This is a genomic window from Prevotella dentalis DSM 3688 (genome assembly GCF_000242335.1).
Taxonomy (GTDB): domain Bacteria; phylum Bacteroidota; class Bacteroidia; order Bacteroidales; family Bacteroidaceae; genus Prevotella; species Prevotella seregens.
The window spans coordinates 614,326-631,972 of the sequence record NC_019960.1 but is presented as its reverse complement, the minus strand read 5'-3'; the positions used below and the strand labels follow the sequence as shown (position 1 = coordinate 631,972).

General features: G+C 53.9%; 9 protein-coding genes. 7 read left to right on the top strand and 2 right to left on the bottom strand.

The window, feature by feature from the left end; translation table 11 throughout:
• Positions 1-3: 3 nt before the first annotated feature.
• Complete coding sequence (locus PREDE_RS02535; RefSeq protein WP_005843650.1) at positions 4-981, top strand: GNAT family N-acetyltransferase; 978 nt, start codon at positions 4-6, stop codon at positions 979-981.
• A gap of 83 nt (positions 982-1,064) precedes the next feature.
• Positions 1,065-3,440 (top strand): TonB-dependent receptor, encoded by a 2,376-nt coding sequence (locus PREDE_RS02530; protein ID WP_005843651.1) that lies wholly within the window; start codon positions 1,065-1,067, stop codon positions 3,438-3,440.
• Positions 3,441-3,451: 11 nt separating this feature from the next.
• Here the strand turns inward: PREDE_RS02530 and PREDE_RS02525 are convergent, their stop codons facing one another.
• Positions 3,452-4,750: a DUF3078 domain-containing protein gene (locus tag PREDE_RS02525; protein WP_015298402.1), complete on the bottom strand. Its 1,299-nt coding sequence runs from the start codon at positions 4,748-4,750 to the stop codon at positions 3,452-3,454.
• 217 nt (positions 4,751-4,967) lie between these two features.
• On the opposite strand from PREDE_RS02525, the gene PREDE_RS02520 reads away from it, so the two are divergent.
• The 5 genes from PREDE_RS02520 to PREDE_RS02500 all read left to right on the top strand — a co-directional run bounded on the left by PREDE_RS02520 (position 4,968) and on the right by PREDE_RS02500 (position 13,902).
• A complete protein-coding gene (locus tag PREDE_RS02520; protein WP_005843655.1) occupies positions 4,968-6,593 on the top strand; it encodes a CTP synthase in 1,626 nt (541 codons plus the stop codon).
• 7 nt (positions 6,594-6,600) lie between these two features.
• Positions 6,601-8,511 (top strand): membrane protein insertase YidC, encoded by a 1,911-nt coding sequence (yidC, locus tag PREDE_RS02515; protein ID WP_005843656.1) that lies wholly within the window; start codon positions 6,601-6,603, stop codon positions 8,509-8,511.
• Between the two features lie 105 nt (positions 8,512-8,616).
• Positions 8,617-10,791 carry a S9 family peptidase gene (locus PREDE_RS02510; RefSeq protein WP_005843658.1) on the top strand — a complete coding sequence of 725 codons (2,175 nt, stop codon included), beginning with the start codon at positions 8,617-8,619 and terminating at the stop codon, positions 10,789-10,791.
• 17 nt (positions 10,792-10,808) lie between these two features.
• Positions 10,809-12,431 (top strand): MFS transporter, encoded by a 1,623-nt coding sequence (locus PREDE_RS02505; protein ID WP_005843660.1) that lies wholly within the window; start codon positions 10,809-10,811, stop codon positions 12,429-12,431.
• 64 nt (positions 12,432-12,495) lie between these two features.
• Positions 12,496-13,902, top strand: coding sequence for an MFS transporter (locus tag PREDE_RS02500; protein ID WP_015298401.1), 1,407 nt, complete (start codon positions 12,496-12,498; stop codon positions 13,900-13,902).
• 238 nt (positions 13,903-14,140) lie between these two features.
• Here PREDE_RS02500 and mfd read toward each other — a convergent pair whose 3' ends face one another.
• Positions 14,141-17,641 (bottom strand): transcription-repair coupling factor, encoded by a 3,501-nt coding sequence (gene mfd / locus PREDE_RS02495; RefSeq protein WP_005843664.1) that lies wholly within the window; start codon positions 17,639-17,641, stop codon positions 14,141-14,143.
• Positions 17,642-17,647 lie beyond the last annotated feature (6 nt).

Here is a 17,647-nt window from a genome sequence, read left to right as displayed (position 1 = left end):
CGTATGGAAACTTATCGGGTGAGACTTTATTCCACGGGAGAGGTTTTGCCGGAGATGACTTGCAGCAACTTCTTCCACAGTTCAGAGCTCTTCCACATGATTGAGAAGACCTCCGGGCAGCGCCCCTACATGGCCGTGGCCACCGATGCAGCCGGGCGCGTGATGGGCCATCTGCTGGCCATCATCCGCCGCCGGTGCACTTGGTTTCCACCTTTTCTCTATACCCAGGGACGCATTTACAGCGAAGGCGAATATGCCGACGACGAGACCAGCGAGGAAGTGTTCGGGCAAATGCTTGCCGTGCTGACCCGCAAGCTGCGCCGCCGGCTGTGCCTTTACATCGAGTTCAGCGACCTCTCGCGCAAGATGTTCGGCTACCGCTACCTGCGGCAGAACGGCTATTTCCCCGTGAGTTGGCAGGAGGTGCACAACTCGCTCCACTCCAAACCGCCCGAAGAACGGCTCACCGACAAGATGCGCGGGCGCATCGCGCGCGTCCGCCAGCAGGGTGTAGAGACGCGCGAGGCCCGTTCGGCCGAGGAGGTGCACGCTTTCCATCGGCTGCTGCGCAACTACTATCGGCTCAAGCTGCGCCGCATCATCCCGCCCGAGAGCCAGGTACAGGCACTCTACGAAAGCCGCCATTCGCGCATCTTTGTCACCACTTTTAAGGGCAAAATCATTGGCGGCTGCGTGTGTGTCTACTCGGCGGGCAACGCCTATCTATGGTATCTGGCCTCGCGCCGAAAGTCTTATCCCCACCTGCACCCCAACCTCATGACGGTGTGGCAGGCCATTGTCTGGGCCTGGAAACACAACTACGCCCACATCTTTTTCCTCGATGTGGGACTGCCATTCCCGCAGAATCCCTTCCGCCAGTTCATCCTGAGCTTCGGCGGCAAGCCCGTGGCCAAATACCGTTGGTTCCGCTTTTCCATCGAGGCTTTCAACCGCATGGCCTCCTGGTTCTACCGGGAGTAGCCGCCGCCACGGCGTGGCGTGCCACCTTGCAGGGGCCCAGGCTCCGTCCACAATAAAGCGGCGCGCACGGCGTTATTCCCAAGATGAAACAAAGATTCCTGGTTCTAGCCACGCTTTTGGCCTGCACAATATCGGTGGCGGCGCAGACATTCACGCTGCGCGGCCGTGTCTCCGACGACAACAATAACCCCATAGAACTGGCCAGCGTCTCCTGCCTGTCGCAGGGCAAGGCCACGGTGACCTCGCTCAAAGGCGAATTCCAGCTGTCACTCCACTCGGCCGACTCGGTGGTGGTGAGGTTCTCCATGCTGGGCTACCGCACGAAGACGCGTGTGCTGCACCGTCCCAAGGGTACGCAGACCCTACAAATCGTGCTCTACGAGGAGTCCAACGCATTGGGCGAAGTGAATGTGACAGGACAGAAAATACAGTCGGGACAGACGCAGGAACTCTCTACCGACGCCCTGAAAGCCATACCCTCGACCACGGGCAACGCCGTGGAGGAACTCATCCAGAGCCAGGCCGGCGTGTCCACCCACTCGGAACTGTCGTCGCAGTACAACGTGCGCGGTGGCTCATTCGACGAGAACTCCGTCTATATAAATAATGTGGAGGTGTTCCGTCCTTTCCTCGTGCGCAGCGGGCAACAGGAAGGTCTCTCGGTCATCAACCCCGACATGGTGGATCGCATTGGGTTCTCCACCGGCGGATTCGAGGCCAAATATGGCGACAAGATGTCGTCGGCACTCGACATTACCTATCGCCGCCCGCGCCGATTCGAGGCCAATGCCACTGCCTCGCTGCTGGGCGCAAGCGCCTATGTGGGCTTTGCAAACAAGAAGCTGGCCTGGGCTAACGGCGTGAGATACAAGACCACGCGGTATCTGCTTGGCTCGCTGGAAACCAATGGAGAGTACAGACCCAACTTCCTTGACTATCAGACCTATCTGAACTTCCGCCCCAACAAACGCTGGAGCGTGGACTTCATCGGCAATATCTCGGACAATCACTACAACTTCTACCCCAAGGACCGGGAGACAAAATTCGGCACACTGGACAATGTGCGCGCTTTCCGCGTCTACTTCGACGGGCAGGAGAAAGACCGTTTCCGCACGTTTTTCGGCAGTCTGGGCCTGACCCGCCACTACGGCGACTCCACGTCAGTGTCGCTCATCGGCTCGGCCTACTCCACCAGCGAGCAAGAACGCTACGACATTCAGGGCCAGTACTGGCTCACGCAAACCGAGACCTCGGAGAATCTGGGCGTGGGCACCTACTTTGAACACGCGCGCAACTATCTCAAGGCACACGTGGAAAGCATCAAATTGCTGGCAAAGCACACGGCCCGCCAGCACAACATAGAGGGTGGGCTGACCTACAAGATGGAACACATCGAAGAGCAGTCGGGCGAGTACGAGATGCGCGACTCGGCAGGATACAGTGTGCCCCACACGGGCAAGGACCTGTATATGATCTATTCTTTGCGCGCCCGCAACGAGCTCAATGCCAACCGCTTGGAAGTGTATCTACAGGACACTTGGCGCTTTCGGTCGGCTGGCGAGCACACGCTCTTCACGCTGAACTACGGCGTGCGCTTCTCGCACTGGAACTTCAATAAGGAGTCTCTGCTCTCGCCGCGCGTCTCGTTGGGCATCATTCCGGCCTTCAGTCACAACATGACACTGCGTCTGGCCACGGGCTTGTACTATCAGGCTCCGTTCTTCAAAGAGCTGCGCGACACGTCGACCGTCCGCGGCATCACCTACGCCACGCTGAACCGCAAGATCAAAAGCCAGCGATCCATTCACTTCATTGGCGGTATGGATTATAGGTTCTCCATGAACAACCGGCCGTACAGGTTCACTGCGGAGGTGTATTACAAGCTGCTGGACAACCTTGTACCCTACTCGGTGAACAACGTCAAGGTGGTGTACTATGGCAACAACGAGGCCAGCGGACATGCCGCCGGCCTCGATCTGAAGCTCTTTGGCGAGTTCGTGCCGGGCAGTGACTCGTGGGTTTCGCTCTCGCTGATGAACACACGGATGAAACTCAACGGCCGTGCCATCCCCCTGCCCACCGACCAACGCTATGCACTCAACCTGTTTTTCACGGACTTTTTTCCCGGTACCACACGCTGGAAGATGAGTCTCAAGCTGGCCATTGCCGACGGGTTGCCCTTCTCTGCTCCGCACAAAGAACTGGAAAACAACAGCTTTAGGGCACCGGCTTATCGGCGTGCCGACATCGGCATGAGCTACCGTCTGCTCGACAATCAGAGCCGTTCGCGCAAGAGTATCTTCCGCAACATCTGGCTGGGGGTGGACTGCCTGAACCTGCTTGGCATCAACAACGTGAACTCATACTACTGGATTACAGACGTGACGAGCCAGCAATATGCCGTGCCCAACTATCTCACCAGCCGGCAATTCAACGCCCGCGTGCAGTTTGAATTCTAACTGGCGGAGCGTCAGAAACTGTAGGAAAAGCCCAGGGAAATATACTCCTTGAACTGCCAATAGCCATGATGGTCGTCGCGATTGGTATCGTCGTCGAATCGGGGATAAACAAAAAGTTTGGTCGAAATATACCTGTTGAACTGGAAAGTAAACGTATTCTCCCACTCCAACTCCGAACGCTCATAGGTGGTGTAGCTGTAGAGGCGGGTCTGCCACAGCATGTTGTCTGCAAATTTCCACTTCATATCCAAGGTAAGCTGCGAGCCGAGGTCGTGCATGGTGTGCCTGCCCTCGTCAAGGCCGTAGCGTTTGGACAGCGACAGGCGCCCCACATACTTGAGGTTGTAGGCCAGCGGAGCCAAGTGGATGGTACCCGTAAGCCGATTCTTCAACCAGCTTGCCGAATAGTCCATACCGAGCGAGACATTCACGTTGGCCGGCGAGGCGAAGTCTGAAAGGACGGAACGCTGGTTGGCCTTATAGTTTCGCATGAACTGCGTGTAGGCAAGTAGCTGGAACGTATAGTACCAACGTTTCGTGGCTTGAAGACCAAGTTTGCCGGTGTAGCGCAACAGGTCGGACGAAGTCTTGAGCTTGTGCAGGGAGTCGCTGCGGGATGTCTGGAAGCCCAGTTTCATTTCCAGCTTGTTGTCCCACCGCAGTTTCTGCTTGTTGTTGTAGTTGGCTTCCAAGGTCAGCGCACCCACCATCGAGTAGTTGCTCTCGCCTCCTTTATACCAGTTTCCCGAGATATAATTCTGAAGAAACTGGAGAAAGTAGTCGCCATTGATTGTCCAGAAATTTGGCTTTAATACCACCACGTCTACCGGCTGGCTCTCGGGCTCTATGGGAGTGGCCTGTTTCACGATAACCGTGGGCCGCTCGGTCACCGTTGCAGGAGCCAGTGTGGGCCCCGCTTTCTCCAGTTGGTTCTGGGTGTTTCGCACCAAGTCGGGACGTCGGAGATACATGTTCAACAGCAGACTGTCTGTGGGCGACAGTCTGCTGTCAAGCGAGAAAGCCTTCCGGCTAATATCCTTATAGAATGTGAGTGGCAGGAAAACGGGTGCCACATCCAGATTGGTGAGTTGCCCGGTGACCTTGATTTCCTTGTGGAAAAGCGAGTCGGCAAAAGTGCGCAACGAGTCGGAATAGCTGCGAACAAACACGTCTTCACCTGTCCAAGCATGGCGCATGGGGCGGTGGGACAGCCGCAAACGGCCTTGCGCCTGCGCCTCTATGGGCAGCAACGCCAATGCCAGAATGCCGAGTGAAACGGTCAGGACACGGTGGGAGAAAAGGTATTTCATGGATTCTTGTTTCGATATTTGGTCTGTCAAAGCAGGGCAAACACGCCCTCTTTTGTCCGCAAAGTTACGCATTATTGTCCAAAATATCAGCATTGCAGGGTATTTTCTTCATGTTCGTCAGTCCGTGCCCAAAGTTTCAAAATGATTTGTTGCCCGTCTCATAAAATTGTGCTAACTTTGCAACAAAATATCAATAACTCTTTAACAACAAAAGATTGTGGCAGAAACAAAGTATATCTTCGTCACAGGTGGCGTGGTTTCTTCACTTGGAAAAGGAATCATTTCTTCGTCGATAGGCAAACTCTTACAGGCGAGGGGCTACAACATCACCATTCAAAAGTTCGACCCGTACATCAACATTGACCCGGGCACACTCAACCCTTACGAGCACGGCGAGTGCTATGTCACTGTAGACGGCATGGAGACCGACCTTGACCTGGGACACTACGAACGGTTCACGGGCATCAAGACCACCAAGGCCAATTCCATGACCACGGGGCGCATCTACAAGGCAGTCATTGACAAGGAGCGACGTGGAGACTATCTGGGCAAGACCATTCAGGTGGTGCCCCACATCACGGACGAAATCAAACGCAACATCAAACAGCTTGGGCGGAAATACCATTACGACTTTGTAATTACAGAGATAGGCGGAACCATTGGAGACATTGAGAGCGCACCGTTCCTCGAGGCCATCCGCCAGATGAAATGGGAACTGGGGCGCAATGCCGTGAACGTACACCTGACCTACATTCCCTACCTGAAAGCGGCCGGCGAGCTGAAGACCAAACCCACCCAGCACTCGGTGAAAGAGTTGCAGAGTGTGGGCATTCAGCCCGACGTGCTCATCATGCGGACGGAGAAACATCTTGATGATGCCATCCGCCGGAAAGTCGCTAATTTCTGCAACGTCGACTTCGACTGCGTGGTGCAGAGCGAGGATTTGCCCTCCATCTACGAGGTTCCGGTAAACATGCAGAACCAAGGACTTGACACTGCCATCCTGCGCAAGGTGGGCGAGCCCATCGGCGAGACTCCCGAGCTGGGGCCGTGGAAGGCTTTCCTGGAGCGCCGCAAGCGAGCTGCGGAAATCGTGAACATCGGTCTTGTTGGCAAGTACGACCTGCAGGACGCCTACAAGAGTATTCGTGAAAGCCTCTCGCATGCAGCCATCTACAACGACCATAAAATCAAGATCAACTTCATCAACTCGGAGTATATCACCGAAGAGAATGTGGGCGAAAAACTCTCCGGCCAGGACGGCATCGTGATATGTCCGGGCTTCGGCCAGCGTGGCATCGAGGGCAAAATTATTGCCGCCCACTACACCCGCACCCATGACATCCCGACATTCGGCATCTGTCTGGGCATGCAGATGATGGTTATCGAGTTTGCCCGCAACGTGCTGGGCTATGCCGATGCCAACTCGCGCGAAATCGATGAGAAGACACCACACAACGTCATCGACATCATGGAGGAGCAGAAGAATATCACCAACATGGGTGGTACCATGCGTCTGGGTGCCTACGAATGCGTGCTCAAACAGGATTCCCGCGTACTCGACATTTACAAGCAGGAGCATATTCAGGAGCGCCATCGCCACCGTTATGAATTCAACAACGACTATCAGCAAGAGTTTGAGCGCAACGGCATGATGTGCGTGGGACGCAATCCGGAGAGCGATCTTGTGGAGATTGTTGAGATACCCGGACTAAAATGGTATATCGGCACCCAGTTCCATCCGGAGTATCAGAGTACGGTGCTCAAGCCGCACCCGCTTTTTGTAGACTTTATCAAGACCGCCATCGCAAACCAAAAGAAAGACCAAGACATTAAGGCATAACCCTATTATGGACAAAAACTCAATTATCGGCTTCGTGCTCATCGGCGTGGTCCTGATCGGATTCAGCTGGTATTCCCAGCCCTCGCAAGAAGAGCAACGGGCCCAATTCGTCAAGGATTCCACGGCACAGGCCAACCGCGCAAAGGCTGAGAAAGCCGCCAAGGCTGCCGCATTCAAAAAGAAGCAGGAAACCCAACAGAAGATTCAGGAAGACACTACAGCCCTTTTCTACACGGCTCTGACCGGCCAAGCCCGGGAAATCACCCTGCACAACGACAAGGTGGAACTCACATTTTCTACCAAGGGAGCGCAGGTGAAGAAAGCCGTTGTCAAGAACTATAGGGACAACATAACCGGTGGCAAGGGAGTTGTACTCTTTCAAGGCAACGACCAAAGCCTCAGCTACACGCTTGCCGGCAAGGATTTCAACATCTCTACGGCCGACCTTTATTTCCAGCCGTCGGCCGTGAGCGACACCACGATCACCTTTACCGCACAGGCTGCAACAGGAAAAACCATCAGCCTCGTCTATCGTTTGGGACATGACTACATGCTCCATCTGGCACTCCAGGCAGACGGAATGGAGGGGCTCTTTGCACCCAACACCAATACAATGGCCATCAATTGGCAGGATAAAGTGCGGCAACAGGAAAAGGGGTTCAATTTTGAAAACCGATATGCCACGCTTACCTATCATGAGAGCGAGGGTGGCACCGACTATCTGAGCGAGACTTCTGAGAAGATAGACAAGGACATTGAGGAAAACATTGACTGGGTGGCTTTCAAGAATCAGTTCTTCTCTGCTGTGATGATTGCCAAGAAAGACCTTGGCGATCATGCCCTGCTCACCTCTATCCCCCTGCAGAAAGAGACGGGCTATCTCAAACAATATGAAGCCAAGATGAAGTCGTTCTTCGACCCGAGCGGTAAAGTTCCGTCCGAGTTCGATTTTTACTACGGTCCCAATGACTTCCGGTTGCTCCAGAAAGTAGAGAAAGAAAATGCTTTCGGCAAAGACCTGCAGATGCAGCGACTGGTCTATCTGGGCTGGCCCTTGTTCCGCTACATCAACCGCTGGTTCACCATCTACGTGTTCGACTGGCTAAGCAAATGGTTCCCCATGGGTGTGGTGCTCATCCTCATTACCTTGTTGCTCAAGGCCATCACCTACCCCATGGTGAAGAAAAGCTACATGAGTTCGGCAAAGATGCGCGTGCTCAAACCGAAACTCGATGCCGCCACCAGGCAGTACGACAAACCGGAAGACCAGATGCAGAAACAACAGGCCATGATGGCTGAATACGCCAAATATGGCGTGTCGCCCCTCTCTGGCTGCCTGCCCATGCTCATCCAAATGCCTATCTGGATCGCCATGTTCAACTTCGTGCCCAATGCCATTCAGCTGCGTGGACAAAGTTTTCTCTGGATGCACGACCTCTCCACCTATGACCCCATCTTCCAGTGGAATGCCAACATTTGGCTCATTGGGGATCACCTCTCGCTCACTTGCGTACTCTTCTGTGCCGCCCAGATTATCTACAGTTGGTTTACCATGCAGATGCAGAAAGACCAGATGGTAGGCCAGCAGGCGGAGCAGATGAAAATGATGCAGTGGATGATGTATCTCATGCCGCTGATGTTCTTCTTCATTTTCAACGACTATTCATCAGGACTTAACTTCTACTACTTCATCTCCCTTATCATGTCGGCCGGCATTATGTATGCTTTGCGCAAGACTACAAACGAGGAAAAACTGCTCGCCATTCTGGAATCGCGCTATAAGGAGAACCAGAACAACCCGAAAAAGATGAAAGGCATGATGGCCCGTATGCAGGCTTTGCAACAGATGCAGCAACAGCAGATGGAAGAGCAGAGACGCAAGCAGGACGAAATGAACCGAAAGAAGAAAGGACTCTAAAATCAAATCATAGGGATAGGAACTTATTGGCAACAGCGGCATTGTAGCTCATGGTTTGCCCATAAGTTCTTGTCATTTCCTGTCTACCCTCAACATTCAATCACAATGAAGAACCAAACAATAGCTCTGGCACTGGGGGCGCTCCTCATGGGCAGCCCACAAATCAATGCACAACCCATGATTCAAAAAAACAACATAACGCTCGCCAGTGACCTGATGACCCCGGAAGCTCTCTGGGCTATGGGCCGCATCGGTGGACAACAGGCTTCGCCCGACGGCAAGCAGGTGGTCTATCAGGTGAGTTATTATAGCGTGAAAGAGAACAAGAGCCACACCATGCTCTTCGTTCAGCCGGTTCAAACAGGCAAGAACATTGCACGCCCAATACAGCTCACCCATGATGACAAGAACGAAAGCGACCCCTCTTGGATTGAGGCCGGTCACAAAATTGCTTTCTTGCGCGAAGGGCAGCTGTGGAAGATGAACCCCGACGGAACAGGCCGCGAACAGCTCACCCACTCCAAAGTCGACATCGAGGGGTTCCGCTTTTCGCCAGACGGACAACACGTGGTACTCATCAAGAGTCTTGACTGTCATGAGTCGATACAGAAAAATCCAGACGACCTGCCCAATGCTACTGGCCGCCTTGTCACCGACCTGAACTATCGTCACTGGGATCACTATGTGGAATCGATCCCCCATCCCTTTGTGGCCAAGGTTCATGGCAACAGTGTTTCCGACGGCTTGGACATCATGTCCGATGAACCCTACGAATGTCCCATGGCACCGTTTGGCGGTATCGAGCAGATTGCATGGAGCAGCGACTCCAAGCAGATAGCCTATACCTGCCGCAAGAAAACGGGCGTGGACTATGCCATCTCGACCGATGCCGACATCTTTCTTTATGACATGGCTACCCGTCAGACACGTAACCTCTGCAAGCCGGATGGGTATGTGGAGCCTAAAATTGACCCCACCAAGAGTATGCGCAACCAAGCCGTGAATCATCAGGCAGGGGATATGAACGTGGGTTACGACACCAACCCTAAGTTCTCCCCCGACGGTCAGTATGTGGCTTGGCAGAGCATGGCCCGCAACGGATATGAGAGCGATCGCAACCGGCTCTGCGTTTACAACCTGAAGACAGGCGAAAAGAAATACGTCACCGAACAATTTGACTCCAACGTAGACGACTACTGCTGGGGCACTGACTCGAAGACTCTCTACTTTGTTGGTGTATGGCATGCCGTAGAAATGGTGTACCAAACCAACCTTGACAGCCAGGTGATGCAGCTTACCGACGGTTGGTTCGACTACGGCTCGGTGCAACTATTGGGCAATACTCGCCAGTTGCTCGTCAGTCGTCACTCTTATTTGCAGCCCGATGACCTCTATGTAATAACCCCAAATAAAAAGGAAAAAAAATCGGCCGTGGCTCAGATTACAGCGGAGAACAAGCATATTCTCGATCAATTGGCCCAACCCAAGGTGGAGCAACGCTGGATGAAGACCACCGATGGCAAGCAGGAACTGGTGTGGATTATCCTGCCGCCGCACTTCGATGCCAATAAGAAATACCCCACCCTGCTCTTCTGTGAAGGAGGCCCACAAAGCCCCGTGAGCCAATTTTGGAGCTTCCGCTGGAACATGTTTATCATGGCTGCCCACGGCTATATCGTCGTGGCCCCCAACCGTCGCGGGCTCCCTGGTTTTGGCAGTACATGGAACGAGGCCATCAGTCAGGACTGGACCGGACAGTGCATGGCCGACTATCTCTCGGCCATTGATGATGCAGCCAACAACCTACCCTATGTGGACAAGGACCGACTTGGTGCCGTAGGCGCCTCGTTCGGAGGTTTCTCCGTCTACTATCTGGCCGGGCACCACAACAAACGCTTCAAGTGTTTCATCGCCCACGACGGCGCATTCAACCTTGAATCCATGTACACCGACACAGAGGAGGCTTGGTTCTCCAACTGGGAATACGACGATGCCTATTGGAATCATGACCAGACTGCAGCAGCCAAACGCACCTATGACAACAGCCCCCATCGCTTTGTAGACCAGTGGGACACGCCCATTCTCTGCATCCATGGCGAGAAAGACTATCGCATCAACGCCAATCAGGGCTTCGGAGCTTTCAATGCCGCCCGCTTGCGTGGCATCCCGGCAGAGCTCCTCATCTATCCCGACGAGAATCATTGGGTGCTCAAACCACAGAATGGCATTCTCTGGCAACGCACATATTTCAATTGGCTTGACCGCTGGCTAAAGCAATAACTACAAAACATTAAACGATGACTCAACAAATTCAGAAAACACTTAGAGACTCGGCCGCATTCCGATGGACGGCCCTGTTGCTTCTGGCACTGGCCATGTTCTGTGCCTACATCTTCGTCGACATCCTCTCGCCCATCAAGGATTTGATGCTCACCGAACGCGGCTGGGACTCCACGGCTTTCGGTACCATGCAGGGCTCCGAGACGTTTCTCAACGTGTTTGTCTTCTTTCTCATCTTTGCAGGAATTATCCTCGACAAGATGGGAGTGCGCTTCACTGCCGTACTCTCCGGCATGGTCATGCTCCTTGGTGCCTGTATCAAGTACTACGCCGTCAGCGAAAGCTTCATTGGCAGTCCGCTCGAAGCATGGTTTACCAACCACCTCAACCATATCCCCATCTTCGAGCAGCTGGGCGTATCGCCTTTCTATGAGGGTATGCCGGCTTCGGCCAAACTGGCAGCCTGCGGCTTTATGATTTTTGGCTGTGGCACAGAGATGGGCGGCATCACCGTATCACGCGGTATCGTGAAGTGGTTTAAAGGCCGTGAGATGGCTCTGGCCATGGGATCCGAGATGGCCTTGGCTCGTCTGGGTGTAGCCACCTGCATGATTTTTTCTCCGTTCTTTGCCAAGTTCGGCGGCCACGTAGATGTTTCACGCTCTGTGGCTTTTGGCGTGGTGCTGCTCTGCATTGCCCTTATGATGCTGGTGATTTATTTCTTCATGGACAAGAAACTCGATGCGCAGACCGGTGAAGCGGAAGAGAAAGACGACCCTTTCAAAATCAGCGACTTGGGACAAATTCTCACCAGCAGTGGCTTCTGGCTTGTATCATTGCTCTGCGTGCTCTACTATTCGGCTATCTTCCCTTTCCAGAAATATGCCGTGAACATGCTTCAGTGCAACCTGACTTTTACCGAGGTTCCGGCAGATTCTTTCTGGGCCTCAACTTCGGTAACCATCATCCAGTATGGCATTATGCTGCTTGTGGCCGTGACTGCGTTCATGTTTAACTTCATGAAAAACAAGTCCGTGAAGTATGGTGTGCTCTGCCTCTCCATTGTATCGCTCGTTGCCTATTGTTATATGGGCTACATGCGCCAGTCGGCCGAGTCGGTCTTTGCCGTGTTCCCCTTGCTCGCCGTGGGCATCACTCCCATCTTGGGCAACTATGTTGACCATAAGGGAAAGGCTGCTTCCATGCTCGTGTTGGGTTCGCTCCTGCTCATTGCATGTCATCTCACCTTTGCTTTCATCCTGCCGCTGTTCAAGGAGAGCCAGGCCGGCGGAGTGGTCGTGGCCTACCTCACCATCCTTGTCCTCGGCTCTTCGTTCTCTCTTGTGCCTGCCTCCCTGTGGCCCAGCGTGCCCAAACTTGTCGATGCCAAGATTATAGGCTCGGCCTATGCCCTGATTTTCTGGATTCAGAATATCGGCCTATGGCTCTTCCCGCTGCTCATTGGCAAGGTGCTCGACCAGACCAATCCCGGCATCACTGATGCTACACAGCTCGACTACACAGCACCGCTCATCATGCTTGCAGGTCTTGGCGTGGCTGCATTGGTCATCGGCCTTATCCTCAAGGTGGTCGACAAGAAGAAAGGACTCGGACTTGAAGAGCCCAACATCAAGGCTTAACCATCACCATCGGACGTATGCCATGACGGCATGCGTCCGTTCGTTATTCCCCCTTTCCCATACCATGAACACCACAGCAGACTGCCGTCCCGCCCTGCCATCAGCATCACGAAAGACGCGATGGACGGTACTTTTCCTTGTTGCCACGGTCATGATGGCCGGTTACGTCTTCTGGGATATTGTTTCCCCTATCTCCACTTCACTCAGAATGCCCGTCAATGAGGGTGGCATGGGTTGGACCCAAGCTGAATATGGATTCTATGCCGGCAGCTATTCGTTTTTCAATGTCTTCCTTTTGATGCTCTTCCTCGGAGGAATTCTTATTGACAAATGTGGCATCTGCTTTGCCGGACTGTTGGCCACAGGGGCCATGCTGACCGGTGCTGCCATCAATTTTTATGCCATCCGATACATGGATCCACACCATATCATTCTCACCCACGTCAGTTTCTTCGGGCTTGTTCCTGCCCAAATCAAGGCGCAGGTGCTGGCCGCCTCCTTGGGCTTTGGACTCTTCGGAGTAGGGTGCGACATCACGGGCATCACCGTATCCAAGGTGATCACCAAGTGGTTCACGGGGTACGAGTTGGCCTCTGCCATGGGCATTCAAGTGGCTATGGCCCGACTGGGCACGGCATCGGCACTGAGTTTCAGTCCGCTCATTGCAGAGAAGTGGGGCATTTCGTCGCCGATATTGGTAGGCGTGGGCGTACTGCTCATCGGATTTCTGCTCTTTGCAAGTTACACCTTGATGGACCGGAACTACAACCAAAGAGCCCAAGCCACCCACACCGAAACATCCGTCGCCACTCGCCTCGCCAAAGACAGCTTCCGGTTTCGCGACCTCTTGCAAGTATTGCGCAATCCCGGTTTCTGGCTCATCGCCCTACTCTGTGTTTTCTTCTACAGTTCCATCCGTCCATTCATGAAGTTTGCCACCGACCTCATGATTAGCAAATATGGTGTGCCCGAAACGACAGCAGGCTGGATAGTGGCCGTCATCCCTTATGGCACCATTGTGCTTACACCGCTTTTTGGAACCCTCTACGATCGTCTGGGCAGGGGTGTTCAACTCATGTTCGCGGGCTGCATCGTCCTTACCCTATGCCACATCGGCCTGGCTATCCCCGCCATACACAACACTGGATTCGCACTATTCATCATGGTGCTCATCGGCATTTCATTCTCTCTGGTACCCTCAGCCCTATGGCCAAGCGTGCCCAAAATTGTTCCCATCAAGATGCTGGGCTCTGCCTACTCCATTATCTATTACATCCAAAACATTGGCCTTGCACTTGTACCTATGCTCATTGGCCGGCTGAACGACATTGACGCCAGCTACACCACCAGCCTGTCGGTTTTCGCTTGCTTTGCCGGGGGCGGAGTATTACTGTCGCTCGCCCTCTTCGCCATCGACCGAAAGAAAGGCTACGGCTTGCAGAAAGCCAACTTCAAAAATAGTTTCTCATAGGCCATTTACATAAAAAACGAACTGGGAAAGACTAAAAAGTCGTCGTTTAGAGAAAAACGGACTGGGAAAGGTTAAAAAGTTGCTGTTTTGAAAAAAACGAACTGGGAAAGGTTAAAAAGTTGCTGTTTTGAGAAAAAACGGACTGGGAAAGGCCAAAAAAGTCGTCGTTTTGAGAAAAAACGGACTGGGAAAGGCCAAAAAGTCGCTGGTTCGAGAAAAAATGAACTGGGAACGGCCGTCAATTCGTCATTTCCTGCCGCTCCATGGCCCGCAACACCGCAACCGCCTCTGAAACAGAGGAAACTGAAGTGATGTGGATGAGCCGACGCCCATGGGCATCCTTGAAGTTACAGCGTCGAGGATTGGCCATAACATAGCGGATGATGCGGCCAAAAGTCTTGCTCTGATAGAAAGGACTGTCTTGATTGGAGACAAACTGCAAGTTCATCATGCCCTGACGCAAAATCACTTTCTCGCAGCCCAGCCGCTTGCCCACCCGACGCAGACTCACCACCTGCATCAGCTCCTCACCCTCGGGCGGCACGGGGCCAAAGCGATCTACCAGCCGCTGACGGTAGGCTGCGAGGTCGTCGTCGGTCTCTATGTTGTCAAGTTCGCGATAAAGCAACATGCGCTCGCTGCTGCCCGGTACATAGGTGTCTGGATAGTACATTTCAAGATCGCTCTCCAAGGCACAGTCCTCCACAAACTCATTGCCCGACACCTCACGTCCCTGCCGGATGTCCTCGGCATAAAGCTCTCCAAACTCCTCATTCTTCAGTTCGGTCACGGCCTGGTTCAGGATTTTCTGATAGGTCTCGTAGCCCAGATCCTCCATGAATCCACTTTGTTCGGAACCCAACAGATTGCCTGCCCCGCGGATGTCGAGGTCCTGCATGGCCAGGTTGAAGCCACTGCCCAGCTCCGAAAATGTCTCCAGTGCCTCAAGCCGACGGCGTGCCTCGGGAGTAAGCACACTCTTGGGTGGAGCCAGCAGATAGCAGAAAGCCTTGCGGTTGCTCCGGCCCACACGTCCCCGCATCTGGTGCAGGTCAGACAGTCCGAAGTGGTTGGCTTGGTTAATAATAATGGTATTGGCGTTGGGAATGTCGATGCCATTCTCTACTATCGTGGTGGAAAGCAGCACGTCATAGTCGTAGTTGATGAAGCCCATGATGATCTTTTCCAGCTCTTCGGGCGGCATCTGCCCGTGCCCGATGGCCACGCGACAGTCGGGCACATACTTATGAATGAGTTCGGCTATCTCTCCAAGACCCGAGATACGGTTGCTCACAAAGAACACTTGCCCGTTGCGGCTCATCTCGAAATTGATGGCATCGGCTATCACCTCATGCCCATAGGTGGCCAGTTCGGTGTGTATGGGGTAGCGGTTGGGCGGCGGCGTGCGCATGATGCTCATGTCCCGGGCTCCCATGAGCGAGAACTGCAATGTGCGAGGAATGGGCGTGGCCGACATGGTGATGGTGTCCACATTGGTCTTGAGCTTGCGCAGCTTCTCCTTGGTAGACACGCCGAACTTGTGCTCCTCGTCGATGATGAGCAGCCCCAAGTCGTGCCACTTCACAGCCTTTCCCAACAACTTGTGGGTACCCACAATGATGTCTATCTTGCCGGCTTCCAGATCTTCCGTCACCTGCTTGGTCTGTTTGGTGCTTCGGGCCCGAGTCAGATAGTCCACGCGCACAGGAAAATCTTTCAGTCGGTCGCGGAAAGTCTGATAGTGCTGGAACGCCAGCACCGTGGTAGGTACGAGCACTGCCACCTGCTTGGAATCGTAGGCAGCCTTGAAAGCTGCGCGCACGGCTATCTCGGTTTTTCCGAATCCCACGTCGCCGCAAATGAGCCGATCCATCGGCTGCGCCCGTTCCATGTCGGCTTTCACGTCCTGTGTGGCTTTCAGCTGGTCGGGCGTATCCTCATAGAGGAAGCTCGCCTCCAGTTCATGCTGCATGAACGAGTCTGCACTGAAAGCGTATCCCCGCTCATGCCGGCGTTTGGCATAGAGCCGGATAAGGTCCCGCGCTATGTCCTTGATGCGCTTCTTGGTCTTCTCTTTCAGCCGTTCCCAAGCTCCTGTGCCCAATGTGCTGAGGCGCGGGGCCTCGCCGGCATCACTGCTCCGATACTTGGAAATCTTATAGAGCGAGTGAATGGAGACATCCACCTTGTCATTGTTCTGATAGATAATGCGGATAACCTCTTGATAAGAGTCTCCCCCGGAAGTCCCTCCCCGGCCATCCCCAACAGCTATGGGCACGCGTACCAAGCCACCAAATTTGCCGATACCGAAGTCTACATGCACAATGAAGTCACCAGGCTCCATCTCTTGCAGTTCTTTCATGGTGAGGGCCATCTTGCCGGCCCGTGCCTTGTCCGACTTGAGGTTGTACTTGTGGAACCGGTCGAAAATCTGATGATCGGTGAAGAAACATGTCCGCAGATCGTGGTCAGTAAACCCCTCGTGCACCGTCTTGTCCACGGGTGTGAAATCAATGCCCGACCGCTGCGCGTTGGCCAGCGACCGCTCCGGGTCGGCTCCCATCTCGTCGAAGATGTCCTTGAGCCGCTGTTGTTGTTTCCGGCTGTCGGCCAGAATATAGAGCTTGTAGCCTTGCAGGATAAAGTCTTCGAGCGATTGTCTCAGCAGGTTAAAGTTTTTATGGAATAACGGTTGCGGCGAAATATGGAAAGTAACGGCGGCCTCGGCCTCTCCTTTGCCAGCCATATCTGCTGCCGCAGACAGCAAAACCTGCTTGAATTTTTCTGATTCATCCACAAACAGCGATGCCGGACACAGCACGCTTTCGCGTGTCATTTCCTTGCGGATGCGTGCCTGTTCCATCTCGGTTGCCCCCTCCATACGCTCGGTAACAACCTGGCCGGAGAATCCTTCGTGGTAGATGCGGTCGATCACGTCACGCACATAGCCGAAATCCTTGGCCACCAACACAGCGTTCAGAGGCAGAAATTGCAGAAAGGGCACCCGCTCTGTGGCCAGCGCAGCCAGCTCGGGCACAATCTCAACTTCGGTCTTGCGGTCTTTGGACAGTTGGTCTTCCACGGAGAATGTGCGGATGGAATCAATCTCGTCACCGAAAAAATCTATGCGGAAAGGCAGCTCGCTAGAAAAAGAATACACGTCGATGATGCTGCCACGCACGGCAAACTGCCCGGGTTCATACACATAGTCTTTCTCCGTGAAGCCCGAATCGCGCAGCCGATGTTCCAAAGTGGTAATGTCGATTTGCTGTGCCGTCTTGAGAGAGATGCGCCGCTCGTCCAGATGGGTCTGCGAAACAACGAGTTCGGCAATGGCCTCGGGATGGCTCACGACGAACAGCCCGTGCCCAGCCAAACCTGCCGTCTGGGCAGCGGCCAGGGCTGCCAGCACCTCGGTGCGCAGTATCTCGTTGGCAGCATCGCGCTGGCCATACTTCACGGCACGCCGGTAGCCCGATGGAAAAAAGAGAACGGCATCCGCCTGACCCGAACATTCCCGCAAGTCATTGTAGAAGTAGCCGGCCTCGTCGGCATCCTGAAGTATAAACAGGAACACATTCTTCGACTTATCTGCCAAGGCAGAAAAAAATACGGGAGCCGAGGAAGCCACCAGTCCCTGCAGGGAAATGGTCTTCACCGTGTCGTCTCCCAACAACTTGACGAGGGCCCCGCTCTGCGGCAGCCCCCTGTATAATGTCTGTAAGTCTGTGATGTTCATATCATC

What these genes read in the sequence shown, in the direction of transcription:
- PREDE_RS02535 (WP_005843650.1), top strand. Translation starts at nt 4, where the DNA reads ATGGAAACTTATCGGGTGAGACTTTATTCCACGGGAGAGGTTTTGCCG.
- PREDE_RS02530 (WP_005843651.1), top strand. Translation starts at nt 1,065, where the DNA reads ATGAAACAAAGATTCCTGGTTCTAGCCACGCTTTTGGCCTGCACAATA.
- PREDE_RS02525 (WP_015298402.1), bottom strand. Translation starts at nt 4,750, where the DNA reads ATGAAATACCTTTTCTCCCACCGTGTCCTGACCGTTTCACTCGGCATT.
- yidC (WP_005843656.1), top strand. Translation starts at nt 6,601, where the DNA reads ATGGACAAAAACTCAATTATCGGCTTCGTGCTCATCGGCGTGGTCCTG.
- PREDE_RS02510 (WP_005843658.1), top strand. Translation starts at nt 8,617, where the DNA reads ATGAAGAACCAAACAATAGCTCTGGCACTGGGGGCGCTCCTCATGGGC.
- PREDE_RS02505 (WP_005843660.1), top strand. Translation starts at nt 10,809, where the DNA reads ATGACTCAACAAATTCAGAAAACACTTAGAGACTCGGCCGCATTCCGA.
- PREDE_RS02500 (WP_015298401.1), top strand. Translation starts at nt 12,496, where the DNA reads ATGAACACCACAGCAGACTGCCGTCCCGCCCTGCCATCAGCATCACGA.
- mfd (WP_005843664.1), bottom strand. Translation starts at nt 17,641, where the DNA reads ATGAACATCACAGACTTACAGACATTATACAGGGGGCTGCCGCAGAGC.